The organism is Paenibacillus sp. FSL M7-0896 (assembly GCF_037975415.1).
Lineage (GTDB): Bacteria > Bacillota > Bacilli > Paenibacillales > Paenibacillaceae > Paenibacillus_AQ > Paenibacillus_AQ silagei.
In genome coordinates, this window is the sequence record NZ_CP150250.1 from 1,429,073 (window position 1) to 1,444,340 (window position 15,268).

Sequence of the window (15,268 nt, forward strand, 5' to 3'; positions counted from 1 at the left end):
TGCGAGATGAAGAGACAGGCAAGACCGGCACGGAAGCGGGTGCTTCGCGCCAAGCGGCAGGCTGTACCCGGAGTGAAGCGCAGAATCAAGGCACAGACAGTTGAGTTTGCGGTGTTTGGTGACAGCCATGTGGGATATGGTAACAGCTTGAGCATCTTTAAGAGTCTTTTGCCTAAGGCAGTGAGCAGCGGGAACAAACGGTTTATCATCTTCGGGGGAGATAACACCCAGGCGGGGGCGGATCACGGGAATAACGCCGGGACGTACTATAAGGAATTCAAGGACACCGTTACCAGTACGCTGGGAAGCATCCCTTATAAGGCATCTATTGGAAATTGGGAGGCCAGCACACGGTCGTTGTTCACTCAATACTTGGGGGCGGTGTCCGGACAGATGAATTTTCCGGGAACGCAGGGCAAGGTGAGATATGTATGGCTGGATTGCGCACTGGGCCAGTTCACGCCGGCCAGCCTCAATCTGCTGCGTAATCTGGATGACAGGTATTTCTATATTATTGATTTCCACTGGCCGCTCCGGGTACAGGGCATTACGGTGGATTCCAGCCATGTGCTCAGTGCGGCCGAGACCTCCAAGTTCTTCACAGCCATTCCGGCAAAAGCCAGAGAGAAGGTGCTGGCGATCTTCACACATCATGGTCACAAATTCTACCGGAAGCTGAATAACATCTATCCGGGGTACACCAAGACCAAATTCTTCGTCACCGGCTGCTCCGGGGACTACAAATGCAAGCCCGGCGGGAATATGGGCTATTATAACGCCACATTAACCAGCAGCGGATCAGGCTATAAAGTCGAGGCTTTTATTGCCCACTAAGCTAATTAGACGGAGCATAACTGAGGAGAATGTCTTCAAGGACATTCTCTTTTGTCTTTTGCTGCCTTATGAGAACTTGACAGCCCTTTCACAGGTTGGGTATGGTTGTCTGGTCAGCAGATAAAGGAGGCAGAACAGAATGTCAGGATTACTTGGAAATCACTTCATGACACAGATTGGGATTCTGGTTCACGATATCGAGAAGGTGAGTCAGGCGTATGCAGACTTTTTCGGACTGGACAAGCCTCAGATCAGCATCACGGACACGGCAGACATTGCCCGGACGGAGTATAACGGCGGAGGGACAGGGTCGAGGGCGAAGCTGGCTTTTTTCGACATGGGTTCTCTGCAACTGGAACTGATTGAACCGGATCATGAACCGAGCACCTGGCGGGATTACCTGAATGAGCACGGGGAAGGGGTTCACCATATTGCGTTCGTGGTCGAAGGCATGAAGGACAAGATCATGCTGCTCGAAGGCAAGGGATTCCCGCTCCAGCAGAAGGGCGAGTATACCGGCGGACGGTATGCCTACTTGGATACGTTCAAGGAATTGAAGGTAGTGTTGGAACTGCTGGAGAATGACAACGATAACAGTAATAATAAGGATCAGTAATACAAATAGAATTCAGACGGGAGGAATTATACAATGAATATTCTGATTACAGGGGCGGGACGCGGACTGGGCCTTGAGCTGGCGGCGGCTGCGCTGGAGCGTGGACATGCTGTTATTGCCGGGGTACGGGATCTGACGCGCGGGCAGGCAGCCTTAGCTGATCTGGCGGCAGTACACGGGGATAAGCTGACTCTAGTAACGCTTGATGTGACGGACGAGGCCGGAATAGCAGCACTTGCCGCCAGCCTGACAGAGCAGGCCCGGACACTCGGCGTCATCATCAATAATGCCGCAGTGCTGAATGCCACGGACACCCCGCTTGAAGAGCTGGATATGGAAGAGATGCAGCATGCCATGGACATCAATCTGTACGGGCCGATGCGGGTGGTCAAGCACCTTCTACCTCTGCTGACAGGGCCGGATGCTTCAATCATTAATATCTCATCAGAGGCAGGCAGTATCACCAATGCTTACCCGGGCAGCTATCCGTATACGATCTCCAAGACCGCGCTCAATATGTTCACGCAGAAGCTCCATGTCACGCTGAAGGACCGCGGCATCCATGTGCTCAGCGTCCATCCCGGCTGGATGCCTACGGATATGGGCGGAGCTAAGGCACCGCTTCACCCGCGCACCAGTGCCGAAGGGATTCTGGACCTGATCGGGCAGAGAGCCGAGCCGTCCGGCCATTTCAGATTCGTGGATTACACAGGTAAGGATATGGATATCTAGCTGCCATGCCCGGCACTTCACCTGTCAAGAGGCGAGTGGAGTTGTAATGTTCTCGTCCGGAGAGCGGCGGGGCCAGAGCAGCAATCCCAGTGAGCAGACTACCAGCACTACGCAGAGCAGGTAGGAATGGCGGTATCCTAACCACTGGGCTGCGGCTCCTCCCGCCAGGCTTCCGGCCAGTCTGCCGATGGTTGTAGCATTGGTGTACAGCGTGGAGGCATAGCCGGGAAGGTCCGGCAGCAGATCCTGAATATAGCTGATGCCAATTGCAGAGATCACAGCGACAAAAAAAGCCAGCAGTACCTGTCCGGCGATGAGCTGCCACAGCTCACCTACTCCGATCACCAGCGCATAATAGATTCCCCCCATTGCCATTCCCCAGCCCAGCAGCGCCTTGCTTGTGTATTTGGCTGACAGCAGCCCCAGCACCAGCATGAACGGAATTTCCATTAACGCACAGATACTGGCCACCGAAGCTACATTCTGTGTAGTGCCTCCCAGCGTATTGACAATGAACAAGGAGATATTCAGATTATTGGCCCAGTGTCCGGTATAGAGCAGGGTCAGGATGAGAAAAGGAACCAGTACCCTGGCATTCCTTTGCACCCCGGCGGGCTGCCGGACACGCTGTTGAGGCTGCTGCTTAGCGGCTGAAGGCCGTACGAAGCTGAACACCAGAAGAGCATTGAGCAGGAAGATCAGAGTGGTCGACGAGAAGATCCCCTGAAATCCGAAGCGGCTCAGGAGGGCGGCTCCTACCAGCGGACCGCTGATGAAGCCAAGGGAGAACATCGAGCGCAGGGCCGAGTTAGCCAAGGCATGATCAGGAGAGCTGCTGGCGCTCACAGCTTCTCTGGCACTGGCGAATAATTGCGGCATCGCCGGGGCGCCGGCTGCGGTGAATATTGTCATATAGGCCAGCAGCGGGTAGAAGTCATGGATGAATATGTATCCGGCAAAAGCCACCGCGTTGAACATCATACAGATCACCATCAGCCTGCGGCGGTTCAGCCCGGCGTCGGAGCGTTTGGCAATGAACATGCTTAAGGCTACTCCGCTAAGCAGCGTCACCGCTGTAAATATTCCGAAGGTTCCGGCGGATACGCCGAGTTCTTCTGTGAAGTAGACCGCCAGGAATGGAGCGCTGATCGAGATGGCCATTCCCTGGAACAGCATGCAGAGCAGGAATATAGGATAGGTTGGAATGAGGAGCAGAGCATAGGTTCTTTTGAGCATAGAGTGTGTGAACTTCCTTTCAGCATTGTTTAGTCTTAACTTCGATTTATCTATAGTATAACGTCAATAGTATGTGATGTATCTGATTAACGTCTTTACAGTACGGAATCCCTAATAATGAACTGATTTTTGGGCCAATTGTTCAGGTGTTATTGTCAGGAAGGATCTTTTAAGATGGAGGAGGATAGGACAGCCGGGCTGTGCGGAGGAAAGAGGACGCTGGTTTGGCTGGAGATGAAACCGTTATCATGAAGAATGAAGGAGAGATTACATTTGGACGCTGCTGCATATCCTTTTAGACAAACGGAATTGCCATTAGATGAACGTGTTCAGGATCTGCTCTCCCGGCTGACGCTTGCGGAGAAAGTCAGTCTGATGCCGCAATATCAGGCTGCCATTGAACGGCTGGGTGTAGGCGGTTACAAGCATGGAACGGAGGGAGCGCACGGGATTTCATGGCTGGGCAAAGCCACCTCCTACCCGCAGCCAAGCGGCCTCGCCTGTACCTGGAATCCGGCGCTGCTGCAGAGAATCGGCTCGGCGATCGGGGATGAGGCCAGAGCCTTTTACCGCAAGAATCCCACTATTAACGGCTTGACTCTCTGGGCACCGACTGTGGATATGGAACGGGACCCGCGCTGGGGGAGAACAGAGGAAGCCTACGGGGAAGACCCTGAGCTGACAGGCCGGCTGAGTACAGCGCTCGTCCAGGGAATTCAGGGGGATCATCCGGTGTATCTGAAAGCGGTAGCGACCCTGAAGCATTTCCTCGGGAACAATAATGAGATCGACCGGGGCGTGGCTTCGTCCAGCATTGACCCGCGCAATATGCGCGAATATTATCTGGAAGCGTTCAAGCCTGCCTTCAAGGAAGGCGGCGCACAATCCATGATGACCGCCTACAATTCGGTGAACGGCGTGCCGGTTATCCTCCATCCGGCGGTGATGGAGATTGTGAAGGGCGAATGGGAGATGGACGGCTTCATTGTCAGCGATGCCGGAGATCTGTTCGGGATTGTGAAGGACCATAAATATTATGAGTCCTTCGCCCAGTCCATGGCGGAATCCATCAAGAATGGTATTGACAGTGTGACCGAAGAGACAGAGGAGACCATTAAGGTTATTCACGAGGCGATCCGTGAAGGGCTGCTGACCGAGGCGGATCTGGACCGCGCGCTGGCGAACACCTTCCGCGTCCGCTTCCGGCTCGGTGAGTTCGATCCGGAGGAAGGTAATCCGTATACGAAGATAGACGACTCGGCCATTCTCAGCAAAGCGCATGGCGAGCTGTCACTCGAAGCTGCGAAGGAATCCATAGTGCTGCTGAAGAACGATAATGCCCTTCCGCTGAATGCAGCCACGTTGTCCAAGGTCGCTGTGATCGGCACGCTGGGGGACGAAGCGTTCAGAGACTGGTATTCCGGTACGCTGCCATATGCGGTGACCCCTTTGCAGGGAATCATCAAGAAGCTGGCAGGTAAGCAGGTCACCTTCGAGAGCGGAGATGACCGGATCATTCTGACCTCCGCTGCCAGCGGACAAGCAGTGGGCATCACGGGCGAGGACGGACGGCTCGCAGTGCTGCATGATCAGCCGGAGCGGGGAGAGATGTTCCGCCATACGGCGTGGGGCTGGACCGCTCATACCCTTGAATCTGCCAGCAGGGGACAATATGTTACCCTGACAGATGCCGGCACACTGACCGCTTCCGCTGATGAAATCTATGGCTGGTATGTGAAGGAATCGCTGAATCTGGTCCCGGAGGGGGAAGGCACCGTCAGCTTGCGGACCTGGAACAATCAGCCGCTCGTTATCAGTGCTGAGGACGGAACTATTCGCGCTGCTGAAGAACAAACGTCTGCCGAAGCAGCCCAATTCCATAAGAAAGTTGTCGTGAACGGCGTAGAAGCAGCGGCGGAAGCGGCCCGGGCCGCTGAGGTTGCCGTTGTATTCGTCGGTAACCATCCGCTCTTGAACGGCAAGGAGGAGATTGACCGGCCGGATATCGTACTGCCCGCAGAGCAGGAGAATCTGGTCAAGGCTGTCTATGCCGCCAACCCGAACACCGTCGTGGTGATCGTCGGCAGCTATCCGATTTCCTCCACCTGGATCGACGAGCATATTCCGGCCGTGCTGTACACCTCGCACAGCGGACAGGAGCTGGGCCATGCAGTCGCAGATGTCCTGTTCGGCGATTACAGCCCGTCCGGCAAGCTGAATATGACCTGGTACCGAAGCGTCAGCCAGCTGCCTGAATTCATGGACTACGATATTATCAAAGGCAAGAGAACCTATATGTACTTTGACGGTGAGCCGCTCTATCCGTTCGGTCACGGTCTGAGCTATGCGCAGGTGAATTATAACAAGCTATCACTGGCAGCGGAGGAAGTACAGCAGGATGGTATTATCAGTCTGAACGTAGAGCTTGAGAACAGCGGGAGTGTAGACGGTGACGAGGTAGTTCAGCTGTATGTCCAGTGCTTGTCTACCCGGATCAGGCGTCCGCTTAAGCAATTGAAGAGGTTTGACAAAACCCGGCTGGCTGCCGGACAGAAGCAGACGGTCACCTTCACCTTACCGGCCGCTGAACTTTCCTTCTGGGACGTCAGCCGCGAACAGTACTGTGTGGAGGATGGGGAATACATGCTGATGGCAGGCCGTTCCTCGGGAGATATCCGGCTGTCAGCCACAATCAGGTTGCATGGCGAGACCGTTCCGCCGCGTGATCTGTATACGCCGGTTAAGGCTGAGAATTACGATGATTACGAAGCGGTTTTCCTTGATGAATGCAAGGCTGGCGGCGCTGCGGTGCATCCGGTGAAGGAAGGGGCATGGATCGCCTTCCATAATGTCCGGTTTGCAGAGGGGGCGGCAGGCGTCGAGATACTGGTATCCTCCGCCTTGGGAGGCGTAGTTGAAGTGCGGACCGGCAGCCCGTCCGGCAAGCTGGCGGCTACACTTGCGGTTTCGTCCGGCGGCGTCCAGCAGTGGCACAACCAGTCCGCTATAGCGGATGTGGATGCCGGAACCACAGATGTGTATCTTGTCATGCAGGGTGAGGTTCTGCTCAGCCGCGTTCAGTTTATGGTGTAGCAAGAAGCTAACAGAGCAGCGTTTCTCCTGTAACGGGAGAAGCGCTGCTTTGCTGTGTATCCGGTCCCCGGATAAGTCTAGCTTAATTCATCCGTCACATCTGACCAGGCGGAATAAGCAGGCAGCTTCTGCAAGCCCCAATAATCCAGCAGCATCCGGATCACGCTATCTCTGTCCGTCATCTCCCTGGAGAAATGCCTGAAGGACCCGTCGGGATAGCCAAGGCGTAATTCAACAACGATACTGCGGGGAGTATGGCGGACAGGGGCGGCCTGCATATACAGACTTCCCTCTACCGGCATACTGGGATCAATGACGATGAAATCATCCGGATCTTCGGCGAAGCCGTTAACGATATCGGTGATAAGGGAGGCTTCAATCGCGTAGTTTGCATAGGTTTCATATTGGGTGCTGATTGTATACGTGACACCGCCGCTGTTATCTTTGCTGGAGTTTAGCGTTTCCATGTTCCATTTTCCTCCTCGATATTTAATTCAATACGAACTCAAAGACGAAGCCCCGCCAGACGCCCCCTGCGCCTTGCGGAACGCGGACGGAGACATGCCGCTCTGCTTATTGAAGATACGGTTGAACTGTGAGAAGCTGTTGAAGCCGCATTGTCCGGCGATGTCGGAGATCTTGTGCCGGGTATGGAGCAGGAGCTGCTGGGCTTTGCGGACGCGGGTCATCTGGATGTACTCGGTCAAGGTGAAGCCGGTGACGGTTCTGAACTGGTGCGATAAATAATAAGGGCTGATATAGAATTCCTTGGAGATGGAGTCCAGGGACAACTCACTGCCATAATGGCTGTGAATGTGGGCGGTGATTGAATAGATTTTTTGCATCATGGCATTGCCGATCTCTTCCAGCACGTACGCATTCTTGTCATTCTGCTGGGACAGACTGCACAGAAACTGCTGGAACAGACTGTGAATCAGCACAGGGTTCAGCGGTGAAGCGCTGCGGGAACAGTTAAAAATAGCATTGAGCGGCTCGAACACGGCACTGCGCGGGCCTCCGGTGAACCGGTAGATCGGAACCTCCTCGGAGAATGGCTGCAGCATTGCATTGTAAGCGGTCTCAAATCCGGGTATATTCCTGGGCAGGTTGAAGTTGATAATCAGCCGCTTATGCGGCGGGCCTGCGGGATACTGGGTCATATGCAGCCGGTACGGAGCAAGCAGAACAATGTCATATTGCTGCAGGGCATGTACATTACCTTCAATAATATGAGTAGCGCTGGAATCCAGCAGAATATGAATCTCATAAAAGTCATGATCGTGCTGAAACTCCATATTGATGTCGTGAGAGCGCTGATCGTAGTCGAAATAGTAAAAGAGCGGATCAGCCGGAGTATTGATACGTATGCTATATCCTTGGTCATATAACAGGTCGCTGTCAAGCATAGCCTCTCTCCTCACCGTTGCCGTTTACTATAGAAGTCCAAGCCGTTTCCACCTGTATATTATAGGCTCAAAAAAGCAAAATATGCAATGAATCGGTCGGAATACAGCAAGAGTTGGGTAGTTTTTGGAGTGAAAGGTTTGCTATAGTGACCATATGAAAGCGGATACAGGGAGTGATAGAGATGTTATTCACAGAAGAAAAGCTGATCAAACGCCAGGCCGAAGTGGAAAAGTATAGATATCTTAAGGTTCAGGAGCTTACTGAGTTCGCGTTCGCTGAAGATGAGGAAGGGGCTAACGGTGTGTACCCGGAGTCGGTGGCCTTTGATGGCATCATCAGGCTTCAGGAGCATTGGCGCGGGCGGGACCGTTACATCTGGCTGCGCACAGAGATCGTGCTGCCGCCTAGTCAGGCAGGCTTCAAAATTGCCGGCAGATTTGATTTTGGCAAAACAGGGGACTTCAATAACTCCGGCTTCGAATCGCTGCTGTTCGTGAACGGGTCGCCTTATCAGGGCGTAGATAACAACCATAGAGAGGTAATCTTCGGTGATGAATGGGGCGGACAGACGGTAGAGCTGGCCTTCCGGCTGTGGTCGGGACTTGAGGGCGGCGGAGTGCCCAGAATTCAGGAGCACCGGCTCAGCGAAGCATTCATCGGCTATCTGGACGAGAGCATTGATGATCTGTTCTATATGTCGAAGGCAGCGCTCGACACCTTCCGTTACCTGGGCAGAGACCAGCCGGAGAAGCAGTGGCTGCTTAGAGCGCTGAACGAAGCCTTCCGTCTGATCGACTGGTCGGAGCCGGGCTCGCCAGAGCATACTGCTTCGCTGTATCAGGCAGGCGCCAGTCTGAATCAGGCGATAGAGGCGATGCCGCAGACTTTTGACGTAACGCTTACGGCTGTGGGTCATACCCATATTGATGTTGCCTGGCTGTGGAGGCTGAAGCATACCCGTGAAAAGACAGCCCGTTCCTTCTCCACCGTACTGCGGCTGATGGAGGAGTTCCCTGAGTACCAGTTCCTTCAGACACAGCCTCAACTGTACGCTTATCTGGAGCAGGATTATCCGGAGCTGTTCGGGCGGATCACCGAGAAGGTGAAGGAAGGGCGCTGGGAAGCGGAAGGGGCGATGTGGCTGGAGTCGGATTGTAATATCCCGTCCGGCGAGTCGCTGGTCCGCCAGATTATGCTGGGCAAACGCTATCTCCGTGAACAATTCGGCGTAGAGAGTAAGTACCTGTGGCTGCCGGACGTCTTTGGATACAGCTGGGCGTTGCCGCAGATTCTGCGCAAATCGGGCATCGACACGTTCATGACGACCAAAATCAGCTGGAATCAGTTCAACCGGATGCCGCATGACACCTTCTGGTGGCGGGGGATGGACGGCTCAGAGGTGCTGACGCATTTCATCACGACCTCCGAGAAGGATGGAGCTGAATACACATATAACGGACGGATGACGGCAGGGCTGCTGCGCGGAATCTGGAATTCCTATCAGGATAAGGAGATCAACGATCACCTGATGTTTGCATACGGCTGGGGTGACGGAGGCGGCGGGCCGACGCGGGAGATGCTGGAGCTTCGCCGGCGCTTCGACAAGCTTCCGGGCATTCCGAAGATTGAGATGGGCAGTGCCGGGGAGTATTTCACCGGACTGCATGAACGGATCGGGAAGACGGAGGCGTTCGTACACACCTGGAACGGTGAGCTGTATTTCGAATGCCACCGGGGCACGTATACCTCACAAGCCCGCAACAAGAAATATAACCGCCGCCTGGAGCTACTGCTGCGCGATGCCGAGTGGCTGCATACGCTGATGGGTGTAAGACAGGGGAATCTTGAAACCGCTTATCCTGCGGCTGAACTGACCGGGATCTGGGAGATTCTGCTGCGCAACCAGTTCCATGACATCATTCCCGGTTCGTCGATCGCTGAGGTCTATGAGGACAGTGATGCTGAATATGCAGAAGGAGAAGCCCGCTCACTAGCTCTGATTAACGGTGTAGTCCAGGAAAAGGATGACAGCAGGCTCACGCTGATGAACAGCTCGAACTGGAACCGTCCGCGTTATGCACTGCTTGCTGTAGGTGCCGCAGATTCTGCACAGGTTCATGACGCTGACGGGAACCGGCTGTGGCAGCAGCGGACGGCAGACGGACAAGTGCTGGTCTATGTTCCGTCTGTGCCTGCACTGGGCACGGCGGTGCTGAAGGTAGTACACGGACAAGCAGCTGAGGCCTCCGGGAAGTCACAGGTTCAGCCGCTTGCAGCCGTATCCGGCAACACGCTGAGCACACCGCTTGTGGAAGTGGTGTGGAATGAGCAGGGGCACTTCACTTCAATAATCGACCGGAAGAGCGGCCGTGAGCTGCTGGCGCCAGGACAGCGCGGGAATGTACTTCAGGTGTTCGAGGATAAGCCGCTGGATTTTGAAGCGTGGGATATCGATATTTTCTACCAGGAAAAGATGACAGAGATCACTCAGCTGACCGGATGTGAGCTGACCGAGAACGGCCCGCTTCGGGCAGTGCTGCGTATGACCTGGACTTATCACCGCACAGCGGTTACCCAGGATATCATCTTCTACCGGGATACCGCGCGGATTGACTTCCGCACAGAGATGGACTGGCACGGGCATAACCAGCTGCTGAAGGTGGCTTTCCCGGTGGATATTCATGCGCTGGAGGCTACGTATGACATTCAGTTCGGTAACGTGAAGCGTCCTACACACTGGAATACGAGCTGGGATTACGCCCGCTTCGAAACGGTGGGCCATCAGTGGGCGGATATCAGCGAGAAGGGCTATGGGATAGCGCTGCTCAACGACTGCAAATACGGCTATGACATCAAGGACAGCGTGCTAAGGTTGACGCTGCTGAAATCGGCGGTTCATCCCGATCCGCAGCAGGATCAGGGGCATCATGAATTTACGTATGCCCTGTACCCGCATACCGGTGATTTCGTCGAAGGCAGGGTGGTCCAGGAGGCGTGGGAGCTGAATAATCCGCTTCGCAGTGTGGCAGGTGAGCTGGAAGGGCCCCCGCTGCTCTATATTGATGGCGCACATGTGACAGTGGATGCTATCAAACGTTCGGAGGACGGCAAGGATGTGGTGCTGCGGCTGCATGAGTACGCCGGTTCCCGGACACAGATTACTGTAGATAGCGCCTATTCTATGGCTTCCTGGCAGGAATGCAATCTGATGGAGGAGCCGCTGGGAGACTGGCAGGAAGCAGAGGAGCTGAGCTTCCAGGTGAAGCCGTATGAGATCAGGACGTTCAGAATCAAGCTGCGCGGGGCGCAGAGCTGAGAGGAGAGAGGCTAGGATGGGAGCAGGAGAGAAGCAAGCGGTGCCGGTTAGCTGTGTGAGCAAGGAAGAGGTTATGCAGAAGCTGGACCTGGTCACGAATAAGCTGCTGAAGCTGGGCCGGCCGGATAATGAAGCGGAATTGCAGAACCTGGGGGAAGACGCGGGACGCCGGGGGTATTTTGCCAGGGACTTCGGGATGGAAGAGTGGGATTGGCCGCAGGGAGTGGGGCTGTATGGCCTGCAAAAGCTTGACCGGCATTTCGGGGACGGCCGTTATGCGGAATATACCAAGCCGTGGATGGCCCGGCAGCTTACGAAGGGACTACCCAGCCGGAATATTAATACGACTGCCCCGCTGCTCTCGCTGATGGAACTGGAAGAGGCCGGAGAGCTGAGTCTCGAATGGATAGAATGGTTAATGCACGGCCTGCCCCGGACGCTGGAGCAAGGCTATCAGCATGTGACTACGGGGACTCAGAAGCATGAGGTCTCGCTCCATGAGAACGAGATCTGGATTGATACGCTGTTCATGGCGATTCTGTTCACTGCCAAAATGGGTGTGAAGTACGACAACCCGCAGTGGCGCGAGACCTCGCTGCATCAGCTGCTGCTGCATATTAAATATCTGTATGACAAAAAAACCGGCTTCTTCTTCCATGGCTGGCATTTTGCAGAGCGCCATAACTTCAGTGAAGCCTTCTGGTGCCGCGGCAACGGCTGGTTCGCTCTCGGCCTGCCGGAATATCTGGAGCTGATGCGGCCCTATCTGGCAGACGGAGTCTTCAGCTATCTCCAGCAGACGCTACAGGCCCAGGCCGAAGCCTTGCTCGCTTGTCAGAGCGGGGACGGACTATGGCATACCCTGCTGGATGACCCCGGCAGCTATACCGAGACTTCGGGTTCGGCTGCGATTGCCGCTGGTATTCTGAACAGTGTGCGCCGGGGGCTGCTCCCGGAGGCCTATAGCGAACCGGCTCTGCGGGCAATCCGCGCCATCCTGGACAGAATTGACGGCGAAGGCACAGTGCTCGGCGTGTCCGGCGGTACTCCCATCGGCGCAGCCAAGGAGGACTACAAAGGGATCATCATTGCCCCGATGGCCTACGGCCAGGCGATGGCGCTGGTCGCGCTGGGTGAAGCGCTGCATTATTGCTGAGGCGGAAACTCTGCTTAGTCGAGAAGAGTCGGAACAGGAAGTGGGCAGGTGACAGAAGCCAGCGGATCAGACAAGCGGCGGCCAAGGACGAATCGTCCTCGGCTGCCGCTTTTTTTGCATAGGAAGCTATCGTTTCCTCCTGCAGTGGATAAGGTGTGTGGAAATTTGTGGATAAGAGTTCTTAGAGTGATTCGTAGAGTAACTGTGTTGCTGAAGGTATGCGAAAAACCGAATGCAATCGGCTGGTACAGCAGCGCCGCATAGCCCGAATGTATGTGGAAAACAGCATACGTTGTGCTCACATACCGCCGCATGGCCCGAATGTATGTGGAAAACAGCATACATTGTGCTCACATGCAGGCGTATGTCCTGAATGTATGCGAAAAACAGCATACATTGTGTTCGCAAGCAGGCATATGGCCCGAATGTATGCGAAAAACAGCATACATTGTGCAGGCACGGAGAAAATAGGTATGATTGCGTCAAGTATCCAAACCGTGGTCCTCATCAATACACCAATGGAATTCGTCAACAATGGCCATCGCCAGAGCGGTTATGGCATGTTCGAGCTGCTTATCCATCATCACCGGCAGAATGACCTCGACCAGATTCACCTCTTCAATCCCTTCCAGGGTGTAGTAAGCATAACTGCCATCCGAATTTGCGGAGATTCCCTTTACCCCGATATGTGCTCCATGGAGCGCCTTGGAGAAAGATAGAGGACCGATTTTTTCAAACCTCATCGTACTAATAAAAAACCGCTCCAGCACCTCCGTTCTTACAGTCTTGGCGTAGCCCGCAGAATGAATACTGATATAGTCATACACTTCACTCACCTCACGTATGCATATACTCAATCTTGCTTCTGTACAGATTCAGAATCCGCACCTGCTCCTCGCTGAGCTCCTCGAAGTTCCAATACATATGCATCAGGTTGTACTCAAACAGCTCCTTCAGTCTCAGGAACAGCGGCAGCTGTCTGGACATCTCGGCGGAGAGGGGATGCTCTTCCTTATATCCGTCCGTGATTGCTTTGGTAATCGCGCGTTTATAATCTATGAGGTTTTGCCCGCCCGTGAACGAGAATTCTAGTGCAGAATAGATGGGCACCGCCAGATCATAGACGTAATAATGCCGCTCGCAATCCTGCCAGTCAATCATCGTCAGCGCAGAGTCACTGTCCACAAGCGTATTGTTCAGCCACAGGTCGCCGTGAATGATGCCGTAGTTCGCCTCATCTTTGGGCAGTCTTCGGACCTGCTTGAGCACATCCTTCGCAATGTCCCGTATGGCCCGCTCTTCTGCAGGAATGTATTTGAGAAAATCATATTCATCGTTATCATACCAATGTGGAATCGGCTGTGCCGCTTCAGAGTGCTGGTATTCTTTGCTCACCTGATGCATTCTGCCTATCTGTTGTCCAAGGGTTCTGAATATGGTTTTGTCCCATTTGGCCCGGGGCAGGTGGATTCCGGCTGCCGCCTGGAACAAGACTACGGACTTCTCTTCTTCATTCAGCAGCAGGGTGCTGACAAGCGAATCCTGTATTGTAGGTACAACCTCAGGCACCCGTACGCCCCGATTGAACAGATAAGTAGTCCAGTTCACTTCAGCTAATTGTTCTTCATAGGTCTTATAATTCGTGATTCGGGCGAAGAATGTCCCCTTATCCGAGTGACAACGGTACATTTCGTTGGTGACCGCCTCCACACTGGAGAGTTGAACCGGATAGGTGGTATTAAGGAATTGCAATATCTGTGTTTCCATAAGATGCGCTAACCTCCCGCAGTAATTTCTGCACGGCATTAACATTGGTGAAGCTGTTCCGCAGCCCTGATTGACTTAGAGATCCTTTGACAGGCGTATCATATCTATAACCTGCATCCCGTTCTCATAGATTTCTTCACTATAATGTCTGATGAAAAAGTCCCTGTCGATCCCGGTGATCCGGAAGCCGCATTTCTGATACAACGCAAGCTGGCCGATACTAGAGTTGCCTGTGCCGATCTCCAGCGTTTTGAATCTGAGCCGCTTAGCCTCCTGAATCGCGTGATTCACCAGTTGCTTCCCGATTCCCTGCCCCTGGAACTCCTCATTCACTGCAATATTGACCAGCTCGGCAGTCTCCGGTCTTGTAGGCAGTAACACATAGACTCCGACCACTTGTTGATCCGCCTCAGCAACGAAGCATTGCCCTCTTGCCACATAGTCTTCAACCAGCTTCGGGGAAGGGTCCGCCAATAAAAGCAATTCGGTTGGGGGCGGTTCACCCGTATGTAATGCTCTGATCTCCATTTTTGGTATTCGCTCCTTGTTCATTAACAAGTCAGATGTAACCAGTCCACGATATGAAAGCTACCCGTTGCATTACATTCGTGAAGCCCTGTTAGAGTCGCGCGAAGGTGATGTAATCAACGGGGAAAGGCTCTGCCGATTCCATCCGAAGGGCCCGGTTGATCTGTCCCCGGTGATATTGCCCATGTAACAGCACCTGCAGCAGGATGTCCCCGATGGAGGTCTGGAACGAACGTCCATTCTGGCTGTTGTAGCTGATCATCTGATCCAGCGCAGATTCTTCCAGCTTGCCGGTATAGCTGCGGTATTCCTTAGCGTTAGCTTCGAACATTCGCCGAATCTCCGGCAGGTTTTCTGCTTCCTCCCATAACCAATATTGTACGTTGCCCTTTCCCTGCAAGCGCGACAGCCAGACCTGCTCCGCCACCGCCACATGCCGCACCAGCTTCAGAAGCTCCGCGTCCTTCGTGTGACTCGCTTCAAGTGCATCCAAAATTCGTCCGTCCGCCCAGTACAGGTGGTCCATCATGCGCAGGATTGTCTTCATTGGAGTTCCTCCTTAGAGTTTTTTAGCTTATTTCCA

At 54.0% G+C, this 15,268-nt stretch carries 13 protein-coding genes; 6 read left to right on the forward strand and 7 right to left on the reverse strand.

Features of this window, described 5'->3' with window-relative positions:
* Window positions 1–6 precede the first annotated feature (6 nt).
* From MKY12_RS06030 to MKY12_RS06040, 3 genes are all read left to right on the forward strand, one after another.
* The gene (locus MKY12_RS06030) at window positions 7–834 is read left to right on the forward strand and encodes a metallophosphoesterase (RefSeq protein ID WP_339254654.1); all 828 of its coding nucleotides are present in this window, start codon (window positions 7–9) and stop codon (window positions 832–834) included.
* 139 nt (window positions 835–973) lie between these two features.
* Window positions 974–1,450, forward strand: coding sequence for a VOC family protein (locus MKY12_RS06035; protein ID WP_339254656.1), 477 nt, complete (start codon window positions 974–976; stop codon window positions 1,448–1,450).
* 33 nt (window positions 1,451–1,483) lie between these two features.
* Window positions 1,484–2,182 (forward strand): SDR family NAD(P)-dependent oxidoreductase, encoded by a 699-nt coding sequence (locus MKY12_RS06040; protein ID WP_076076464.1) that lies wholly within the window; start codon window positions 1,484–1,486, stop codon window positions 2,180–2,182.
* 24 nt (window positions 2,183–2,206) lie between these two features.
* Here the strand turns inward: MKY12_RS06040 and MKY12_RS06045 are convergent, their stop codons facing one another.
* Entirely contained in the window at window positions 2,207–3,418 is a 1,212-nt protein-coding gene (locus MKY12_RS06045; RefSeq protein WP_339254659.1) for a sugar efflux transporter, read from the reverse strand.
* A 255-nt stretch (window positions 3,419–3,673) separates the two neighbouring features.
* On the opposite strand from MKY12_RS06045, the gene MKY12_RS06050 reads away from it, so the two are divergent.
* Window positions 3,674–6,511, forward strand: coding sequence for a glycoside hydrolase family 3 C-terminal domain-containing protein (locus MKY12_RS06050; RefSeq protein ID WP_339313185.1), 2,838 nt, complete (start codon window positions 3,674–3,676; stop codon window positions 6,509–6,511).
* 77 nt (window positions 6,512–6,588) lie between these two features.
* Here MKY12_RS06050 and MKY12_RS06055 read toward each other — a convergent pair whose 3' ends face one another.
* The gene (locus MKY12_RS06055) at window positions 6,589–6,978 is read right to left on the reverse strand and encodes a hypothetical protein (RefSeq protein WP_339254663.1); all 390 of its coding nucleotides are present in this window, start codon (window positions 6,976–6,978) and stop codon (window positions 6,589–6,591) included.
* A gap of 27 nt (window positions 6,979–7,005) precedes the next feature.
* On the reverse strand, window positions 7,006–7,917 hold the full coding sequence (locus MKY12_RS06060; protein ID WP_339254665.1) for an AraC family transcriptional regulator: 912 nt from the start codon (window positions 7,915–7,917) through the stop codon (window positions 7,006–7,008).
* Between the two features lie 182 nt (window positions 7,918–8,099).
* On the opposite strand from MKY12_RS06060, the gene MKY12_RS06065 reads away from it, so the two are divergent.
* Both MKY12_RS06065 and MKY12_RS06070 read left to right on the forward strand, forming a co-directional pair.
* Window positions 8,100–11,234 (forward strand): alpha-mannosidase, encoded by a 3,135-nt coding sequence (locus tag MKY12_RS06065; RefSeq protein ID WP_339313186.1) that lies wholly within the window; start codon window positions 8,100–8,102, stop codon window positions 11,232–11,234.
* 16 nt (window positions 11,235–11,250) lie between these two features.
* Entirely contained in the window at window positions 11,251–12,390 is a 1,140-nt protein-coding gene (locus MKY12_RS06070; protein ID WP_339254669.1) for a glycoside hydrolase family 88 protein, read from the forward strand.
* 482 nt (window positions 12,391–12,872) lie between these two features.
* Here the strand turns inward: MKY12_RS06070 and MKY12_RS06075 are convergent, their stop codons facing one another.
* The 4 genes from MKY12_RS06075 to MKY12_RS06090 all read right to left on the reverse strand — a co-directional run bounded on the left by MKY12_RS06075 (window position 12,873) and on the right by MKY12_RS06090 (window position 15,232).
* Window positions 12,873–13,226: a hypothetical protein gene (locus MKY12_RS06075; protein ID WP_339313187.1), complete on the reverse strand. Its 354-nt coding sequence runs from the start codon at window positions 13,224–13,226 to the stop codon at window positions 12,873–12,875.
* Between the two features lies 1 nt (window position 13,227).
* Window positions 13,228–14,157, reverse strand: a complete 930-nt coding sequence (locus MKY12_RS06080; RefSeq protein WP_339254673.1) for a phosphotransferase — start codon at window positions 14,155–14,157, stop codon at window positions 13,228–13,230.
* Window positions 14,158–14,232: 75 nt separating this feature from the next.
* On the reverse strand, window positions 14,233–14,685 hold the full coding sequence (locus MKY12_RS06085; RefSeq protein ID WP_339254675.1) for a GNAT family N-acetyltransferase: 453 nt from the start codon (window positions 14,683–14,685) through the stop codon (window positions 14,233–14,235).
* A gap of 91 nt (window positions 14,686–14,776) precedes the next feature.
* On the reverse strand, window positions 14,777–15,232 hold the full coding sequence (locus MKY12_RS06090; RefSeq protein WP_339254677.1) for a DinB family protein: 456 nt from the start codon (window positions 15,230–15,232) through the stop codon (window positions 14,777–14,779).
* Window positions 15,233–15,268: the final 36 nt, after the last annotated feature.

Excerpts from the sequence above, each read along its gene's own strand:
- MKY12_RS06030 (WP_339254654.1), top strand. The coding sequence starts at position 7 with ATGAAGAGACAGGCAAGACCGGCACGGAAGCGGGTGCTTCGCGCCAAG.
- MKY12_RS06035 (WP_339254656.1), top strand. The coding sequence starts at position 974 with ATGTCAGGATTACTTGGAAATCACTTCATGACACAGATTGGGATTCTG.
- MKY12_RS06040 (WP_076076464.1), top strand. The coding sequence starts at position 1,484 with ATGAATATTCTGATTACAGGGGCGGGACGCGGACTGGGCCTTGAGCTG.
- MKY12_RS06045 (WP_339254659.1), bottom strand. The coding sequence starts at position 3,418 with ATGCTCAAAAGAACCTATGCTCTGCTCCTCATTCCAACCTATCCTATA.
- MKY12_RS06050 (WP_339313185.1), top strand. The coding sequence starts at position 3,674 with ATGAAGGAGAGATTACATTTGGACGCTGCTGCATATCCTTTTAGACAA.
- MKY12_RS06055 (WP_339254663.1), bottom strand. The coding sequence starts at position 6,978 with ATGGAAACGCTAAACTCCAGCAAAGATAACAGCGGCGGTGTCACGTAT.
- MKY12_RS06060 (WP_339254665.1), bottom strand. The coding sequence starts at position 7,917 with ATGCTTGACAGCGACCTGTTATATGACCAAGGATATAGCATACGTATC.
- MKY12_RS06065 (WP_339313186.1), top strand. The coding sequence starts at position 8,100 with ATGTTATTCACAGAAGAAAAGCTGATCAAACGCCAGGCCGAAGTGGAA.
- MKY12_RS06070 (WP_339254669.1), top strand. The coding sequence starts at position 11,251 with ATGGGAGCAGGAGAGAAGCAAGCGGTGCCGGTTAGCTGTGTGAGCAAG.
- MKY12_RS06080 (WP_339254673.1), bottom strand. The coding sequence starts at position 14,157 with ATGGAAACACAGATATTGCAATTCCTTAATACCACCTATCCGGTTCAA.
- MKY12_RS06085 (WP_339254675.1), bottom strand. The coding sequence starts at position 14,685 with ATGGAGATCAGAGCATTACATACGGGTGAACCGCCCCCAACCGAATTG.
- MKY12_RS06090 (WP_339254677.1), bottom strand. The coding sequence starts at position 15,232 with ATGAAGACAATCCTGCGCATGATGGACCACCTGTACTGGGCGGACGGA.